Source organism: Dolichospermum sp. LEGE 00246, assembly GCF_015207865.1.
GTDB lineage: Bacteria > Cyanobacteriota > Cyanobacteriia > Cyanobacteriales > Nostocaceae > Dolichospermum > Dolichospermum heterosporum.
This window is the reverse complement of sequence record NZ_JADEWA010000273.1, coordinates 1-7,340: the sequence shown is the minus strand read 5'-3', so window position 1 is coordinate 7,340 and position 7,340 is coordinate 1. Positions and strand designations below refer to the sequence as shown.

General features: G+C 39.5%; 5 protein-coding genes. 3 read left to right on the top strand and 2 right to left on the bottom strand.

The window, feature by feature from the left end:
* Nucleotides 1–24: 24 nt before the first annotated feature.
* A complete protein-coding gene (locus IQ228_RS17020; RefSeq protein ID WP_193963668.1) occupies nucleotides 25–1,950 on the bottom strand; it encodes a hypothetical protein in 1,926 nt (641 codons plus the stop codon).
* A 309-nt stretch (nucleotides 1,951–2,259) separates the two neighbouring features.
* Between IQ228_RS17020 and IQ228_RS17015 the strand changes: the two genes are divergently transcribed.
* The 3 genes from IQ228_RS17015 to ctpC all read left to right on the top strand — a co-directional run bounded on the left by IQ228_RS17015 (nucleotide 2,260) and on the right by ctpC (nucleotide 5,923).
* Nucleotides 2,260–3,492: an ATP-grasp domain-containing protein gene (locus IQ228_RS17015; protein ID WP_027404502.1), complete on the top strand. Its 1,233-nt coding sequence runs from the start codon at nucleotides 2,260–2,262 to the stop codon at nucleotides 3,490–3,492.
* Between the two features lie 77 nt (nucleotides 3,493–3,569).
* Nucleotides 3,570–4,454: a CoA-binding protein gene (locus tag IQ228_RS17010; RefSeq protein ID WP_193963666.1), complete on the top strand. Its 885-nt coding sequence runs from the start codon at nucleotides 3,570–3,572 to the stop codon at nucleotides 4,452–4,454.
* Between the two features lie 185 nt (nucleotides 4,455–4,639).
* Entirely contained in the window at nucleotides 4,640–5,923 is a 1,284-nt protein-coding gene (gene ctpC, locus IQ228_RS17005) for a carboxyl-terminal processing protease CtpC (RefSeq protein WP_027404504.1), read from the top strand.
* Nucleotides 5,924–6,654: 731 nt separating this feature from the next.
* Here the strand turns inward: ctpC and IQ228_RS17000 are convergent.
* Complete coding sequence (locus IQ228_RS17000; protein WP_027404505.1) at nucleotides 6,655–7,080, bottom strand: hypothetical protein; 426 nt, start codon at nucleotides 7,078–7,080, stop codon at nucleotides 6,655–6,657.
* Between the last annotated feature and the right edge of the window lie 260 nt (nucleotides 7,081–7,340).

Here is a 7,340-nt window from a genome sequence, read left to right as displayed (position 1 = left end):
CCTACTCCCCTACTCCCCCACCCCCTACGCTGGTTGCCACATATACCTTTCCTGTCCTTGGGAATTATAGATGAATACAGGAAGTTGGGCATTTTGACTAATGGCTTTGAGAGCATCTTTCAAGCTTTGGAAATGACTTTGTATTTGTGGATTATTGGCTTGAAATAATCGGTCATACTCAGGAGTTAAGCGGACACTAATTTTCTGATTCTCAATACTAAAAGTACAAATTCTAATGGTATTTGTGCAAGTGCTTTTTAACTCAACGCGGGTTTGAGTTAAATCCCCATAGATTTGGAATTGTTCTTGTGCCTGTTTCAGAGATGTTGTATAGGTTTCAATCAGGGGTTTAGCTTGATTGAAATAGAAAGTATCTTGACTCACTTGTTTAGCACTTTCTACAGCCTGTTCCCAAGACTTAACCGCACTTTGCCATTGATTTTGATTACCATAGCTTTTGGCTTGACTAGCGGCTTTAATAGCTTGTTGATAGGATGTGGCTGCTAATTGTTCTTTTTTGGCGCGATCGCGGGCGACAATAATTTTTGGTTGGTATTCTGCCAACAGCTTGCGGGCATCCTCAGATCCTAAACTACCTATAGGAATAATTTTGAGGGTACTAATTGCTGTCTGGAAATCAGATTCTACCTTTTGCCATTCAGGGGCAGATTTAGCCGTGATTTGACGTTTAGTAGCGGCTTCTGCGAGAGTTGTGGCATTGGCGATTTTCTGTAACCAGGTTTCTTCTTTGAGCAACTCATCATTAACACTTTTTAAAGTATTTTGATAACTTGGTAAATTAGCTTTTACCAATCCATAGAGTTCATTACTAGGCTTAATTATCTCTAATGAGGTGATTGCCTGTCTCCACAACTTTTGTCTATTACGTAACTCATCTAAACTCTTAGCAGGGGTTTGAGTTGCTTTTTGGGCTGAAGATGCCATTTGTAAGGCTTTTAGCACCTGGTTGATTTTCGTTGACTGTTCAGAAAAACTATTAACTAATAGCTGAGAGTCTTGATAACGGGGAGACCACTGAGGAATATTTTGTAAATCGGCAACTACCCCATCTAGTTGTTGTTGCACTGTTAATAAGTCTCTTTCTGATTTGGTACGTTTGATCTGCTGCTGATACTCATTTTTAAATTGCTGGGCTGTTTGCAATTCTTTACATTCAGAAATTATACAACCACGATGGAGAACGAAAGTACCACCACCGGAAAGAATAGCAATTACTACAGCCGTACCAATCATAATCGGTAAGGGAGGAAGTGATAATGATAACTGTCTTTTTTTGGGTTGATCGGGAATATTCGCAAAGGGATCAAAATTTTCTTCAATATCCTCCATTGTCTGAGATTCATCCGCAGATAAATTTGAGTCTGGCATTGATGAATAGTCTGAAAAAGATTCTGCGGAATTAGAGAAAAATGAATCAGCAATGGGTTCTTGTTCCGTTTCTGTAAATGGAGGTGATGGTGTTTGCAGATCAGAATTGAGGAAGAGGGTGTCCCTAGTGTGTCCTATTTCCACCGTTTCCCTATCTGTATCTTTGCTGGGGATCTGAAAACCATATTCAGTTTCCCTATCTGTATCTTCACTAGGCATCTGAAAACCATATTCAGTTTCCCTATCTGTATCTTCACTAGGCATCTGAAAATCTAGGAAGTGTTGAGTATAGGGGCGCTTTTCTCCAAAAATTCTCAAGAAAAATCTTACCGGTTGGGTTTGGTAGCTAAATTGCCATTGTAGTGCTTGTTCTAACACCTCAAAAACTTGCTGTGTATTAACCGTGACCTCAGCAGGGTGTTGAGTTAAAATCATCAATTCATCATTTTGGACAGCGCATTTTACCTGGAAATCTTTACTATCAAGCACTTGGGCAACTAATCTTTCTTGTAAGATATCGCCTAAAACTTTGAGATCGTCTTGTTGAACTGTTACTTTCATAAAGCGTTACCGCCACTCTTTCTATATAGTTTTGATTATCGAAGGTACTGGGGATGGGATGCAAATCCTAGTTTTACATCTTATAGAATCAGTTTCTAGCAGAATGTTAAATTTGTCACGAAGAACACAGTCTAGGGTAATGATTTAGACTTCTATTTTTTTATACAGCTAGATTATAAATGAGACAATCCAATGGCAAAATAAATTTTCAGTTCAGCAAAACCAAATTCTATAATTTTCGGCATTGGGTAAAATATCGGATAGCATCAGAGAAAGCGCGTCGGACTTGTTAATACAAGGTGTGTCTCAATGGATTTATTAGAGTACCAAGTTAAAGAATGGTTTGGTAAAATTGGGATTCCTGTTTTACCATCTCAAAGAATAGACCATCCTACAGATTTAAAACGGTTAAAAATTCGTTACCCGATTGTGCTGAAATCTCAGGTGCAAGCGGGGGAAAGGGAAAAGGCGGGTGGAGTTAGGGTTGTAGAAACCACAATTGATGCGATCGCTACAGCACAGAATATATTTAATCTACCAATTTGGGGGCAACTGCCAGAAGTTTTATTGGCAGAATCAAAATATGATGCCCAGGAAGAATTTTATCTAGCTGTAGTTTTAGATACTGCGCTGTGTCGTCCCGTTTTATTGGGTTGCACAGAAGCAAATATTGACTGGGAGACAGCGGGAGAAAAAATTCAGCACGTTGTGGTGCAACAGGAATTTTCTCCATTTTATGCTAGACGACTGGCTTTAAAAATGGGCTTACAGGGGGCGTTGATGCAGACTGTGAGTGATATTGTGGAGAAACTGTACCAGTTATTTGTCCAAAAGGATTTGGATTTGGTGGAGATTCATCCCCTGGGTGTGAACTCTGCGGGTCAAGTGATGGCTTTGAATGGTAAGGTTACGGTTAATAAACAGGCTATTAACCGTCATCCTGAAATAGCCGATATGGCTACCAAGATGGTTGGTCTTCTTCATGGTAATAAAAAAAATAACGGTTTGTTGAGTAGGTGGGATGGGATAGAAATGCAGGGTAAAATCTGCATAATAGGCAATGGTAAAGGTTCTGTTTTAACAACATTGGATGAGGTTGTTAATGCTCATGGGAATCCTGGTAAATGTGTCAATTTGCGCCATACTTTCATGAGTGATACAACACAGACTACTTTTAGCGATCGCCTGATTAGTTGTTTGACAAATTTGGTAAATGATCAGAATACTCAAGTTATTTTAGTCAACTTTTTGGGGACTATTCCGCAAGTTGACCAACTCCCAGAAATTATTAGCCAATTTCTCCATTCCGACAGAAGCCAAATCACATCTGGTGTGTCAGCCGCCAATGGGAATAAAAGTCAACAACCATTGAATTTACCCTGGTTAATCCTCCGTTTAGCTGGTTCGGAATTCAATCATGTCAGAGAAGAGTTAGCCACAGGGAAAACCTCTGATCAATTACTAATAGTTGTAGAAAATTTAGATGAAGCAGTCAAGGAAGCAGTTCGTTTAGCAAAGACTCCAGGGGTAAAAAAAAGGTAAGAAGCAAAAGGCAAAAAGCGATATTTGTACCAATTACCAATTACAACTAACAACTGACAACTGACAACTGACAAACTATGAACTTAACACCAGAAAGTAAAGTTTTAATCCAGGGATTTTGTGAATTTATTTCCGCAACCCATATTGCTCAAATGCAAGCTTATGGCACAAATTTAGTAGCTGGTGTCAAGCCTGGTTATGGTGGACAAAAAATATATAATCTACCAGTATTTGATTTAGTAGAGGAGGCTGTTGCCAAATTTGGACAGATTGACACCACAATTATTTGTGTTCAACCTTATCAAGTTTTGGATGCAGCATTAGAAGCGATCGCCTCTAATATCCCCCAAATTATCATTACTACCGCTGGTGTTCCACCACTGGACATGGTACAACTTCTTCGCAAAACAGAAGCTTGTGAGACTTTGATTATTGGACCCAATAGTCCAGGAATCATCGTTCCGGGGAAAATTCTCCTGGGTATTCAACCTAGCGAATTTTATATTCCTGGTTCTGTGGGTATTGTTAGTCGTAGTAGTACCCTCACCTACGAAGTCGCCTGGGAATTAACAAAAGCGGGTTTAGGACAATCAATTAGTGTCAGTATTGGTAGTGATGCTATTGTTGGCTCTTCATTCCTCCAATGGTTACAAATTCTCGATGAAGACGAAACCACAGAAGCGATTGTTTTAATCGGACAACCTGGTGGGGGAAGCGAAGAAGCAGCAGCACAATATATTACAGAAACAATTGATAAACCTGTAATTGCCTATATTGCCGGTAGACACGCACCACCGACGCGAAATTGGCAACAAACAGGGACTTTAGCAACTGTAATTGGACGTTCTGCAACTTTTGGTACAGCAGAAAATAAATTAGCTGCTTTTAAGTCCGCAAAAATTCCCGTTGCTGATAGTCCCTCTCAAATTCCTGAATTACTGAAAAAAATGGCAACATCCTAGTTTTAACAGAAAAACCGTCAACGCTCTCCCTTGACGGTCTAACAGCTTACAATTCAGAGGGAACAGGGAACAGGAAAGGAATACAGAGATTTCTGTTTATAAGAAAATATCAATTACCAATTAGCGATCGCTGTGTTAGATTGGGCATACTTGATATATATTTTTCCTTTGACACGGCTGCCATTATGGTAATTACAAAAAGTAAACTGGTTTTGAGTGCTACAGTGGTAACGCTTTCTACAATTGCCGTTACCGGTTTGGGTATTCACTCAATTGGTAAGGCTTCATTTAAAGATAGTCACAAGGATTTGATAGATGAAGTATGGCAAATTATTTACTACCGATATGTAGATGGTACTTTTAATCAGGTGGATTGGCAAGCTGTACGCAAGGAATATTTAAGCAAGTCCTATACTGATGATAAAGCAGCCTACAAGTCTGTCCGGGAAATGCTGAAAAAGCTAGAAGACCCCTACACCCGGTTCATGAACCCAGAAGAATTCAAAAATATGCAAGTTGATACCTCTGGAGAACTTACAGGTATTGGTATCACCATCAGTCAAGATGCAAAAACAAAACAACTGATTGTTATCGCCCCAATTGAGGATACACCCGCATTTAAAGCCGGGATTTTAGCTAAAGATATTATTCTTGAGATTGATGGCAAAAGCACCAAAGGCATGGACACCAATGACGCGGTAGCCCTCATTCGTGGAGAATCAGGCAGCAAGGTGAAACTGACAATTTTGCGGAATGGTCAGAAAAAACAATTTAATATTCAACGAGCGCGGATTGAAATTCATCCCGTTCGCTTTTCGGAAAAGAAAACCCCAGCCGGAAATATTGGCTATATTCGCTTGAATCAATTCAGCGCCAATGCCAGCAAAGAAATGAAAAATGCTATTGAAAAGTTAGAGGCTAAAAAGGTTTCTGGTTATATTCTAGATTTACGTGGTAATCCCGGTGGACTGCTATACGCGAGTATCGAAATTGCTCAAATGTGGATAAATAAAGGCACAATTGTTTCTACTATTGACCGTCAAGGTACACAGGATAAACAAGTTGCCAATAGCACGGCTCTGACTGATAAACCTTTGATGATATTAGTAGATAAAGGTTCAGCTAGTGCTAGTGAAATTCTTTCTGGGGCATTGCAAGATAATAAACGGGCAACTTTAGTAGGAAATCAAACTTTTGGTAAGGGTCTAGTCCAGTCCGTACAACCTTTAAAATCTGGCGCTGGTTTGGCTGTAACTATTGCTAAATATCATACTCCCAGTGGGAAAGATATTAATAAACATGGTATTGATCCAGACGTGAAGGTAGAATTGACTGATGCCCAACGTCAAGATTTATGGTTAGGTGGAAAAGATAAATTAGCGACTCTTGAAGATCCCCAATTTGCTAAAGCTGTGGAATTATTGGGTAAACAATCTGCTGAAAATACCAAGACAATTAGGAAAAATTAATTGATTAAGTAGGTTGGCGTTGAAAATTGTTGTTATGAGTAGTGAGACAGAATTCATTACACAATGTCATTGCGTAAGCGTTGCGTGGCGTTAGCCATATGGAAGGAAGTGAAATGAAGCAATCGCCAGGGTTGTGATTGCTTCCCTTCCCTCGCAATGACTGTAAATATTTTTGTCCAATTATTTATTCTCGAATCCTCTTCCTACGTAGGAAAATATGGCTAACGCTAGTGTGTTAATTTTGTGTATTTTTGGAGGGATTGTCCAGAAAATTATTGGTGTTACCGTAGATTTCACCGAAAACATCTGTTTCAAGCACTTTCTCCTAAAAATATGCGACACATTTTGTGCATGAAGTCTTATGGGATAAGGGATTCAGAATTAACACACTAGGCTAACGCTACGCTTTCCTATCAGGAATCAAAGCGGATGCCTATAGTTACCCTGATAAATTGTTTCTTTTATTGCCTGATATTATGGCGATCGCATCGAATCATAGCACATATAGGTGATAAATCAATGCGATCGCTAATTATTTAGGCGTTGCTGATTATAGGGTATGAATTTTAGTCTTACGCAAAGGCGCAATTATACTTCGTGATCTCGAAGAGTAGACGCACTGAGGTAAGAGTTTTAAAGGTTCAATTTGGGGATTTCATACCTCAATATGGCTACGCCACGCAGGCTATCACCAAGCCAGTTTTACTCCTGACTCTATGACCTCTGCTGTATTATTTATACCGCCGTTGTGAATTGTTAAATCGGTATTCAGTCCCAACTTTAAGCTGATTGCCATTATAGCGGGGAGTCATCAACAAAGAAGAATCATAGGGATTGGGTAAATCAGGTGTCCGCAGATAGGGATCATTTAATGTTTGTTGAGCCATAGCATCAAGATAAAGTGTATTTACCAACTCAGCATCTTTAGCGATTTCATTGTCAGTAAAAGTAGTACCAAATTTTTCCCCAGGTCCAATTAAAGCATCTACTTTACGATTTAAACTGCCATTGTCATAAAAATTGGGATCATGGCGAAAATAAGCTCGTTCAAACATACTACTGGTTGTTCCAGTCTCAGCTTTAGCAACTGAAGGTAAGAAAAAATTGGTAGCGAGAAGTACCAGTACCCCACTCAAAACTGGAAATTTTATCCCCATATTATCAACTCCTCTATGTTTGGGTGAATCTTCTATTGATACTCAATTTGAAAACTCTCTTGAGTTTAAACCTTGGGTAACACAACTTTTATTTTAATCATTTGTAATGTCTTACAGAAGGAGTTCAGGAGGTAGGGGCGCAGGGCCTGCGCCCATTCAGGAGTTCAGGAGGAAGAAAGAAGAAAGAAGGAAGAAGGAAGAAGGAAAAAATTTCTCCCCCACTCCCCCTACTCCTGTCTCTTATGCACATCTGACGCTGC

Excerpts from the sequence above, each read along its gene's own strand:
- IQ228_RS17020 (WP_193963668.1), bottom strand. The coding sequence starts at position 1,950 with ATGAAAGTAACAGTTCAACAAGACGATCTCAAAGTTTTAGGCGATATC.
- IQ228_RS17015 (WP_027404502.1), top strand. The coding sequence starts at position 2,260 with ATGGATTTATTAGAGTACCAAGTTAAAGAATGGTTTGGTAAAATTGGG.
- IQ228_RS17010 (WP_193963666.1), top strand. The coding sequence starts at position 3,570 with ATGAACTTAACACCAGAAAGTAAAGTTTTAATCCAGGGATTTTGTGAA.
- ctpC (WP_027404504.1), top strand. The coding sequence starts at position 4,640 with ATGGTAATTACAAAAAGTAAACTGGTTTTGAGTGCTACAGTGGTAACG.
- IQ228_RS17000 (WP_027404505.1), bottom strand. The coding sequence starts at position 7,080 with ATGGGGATAAAATTTCCAGTTTTGAGTGGGGTACTGGTACTTCTCGCT.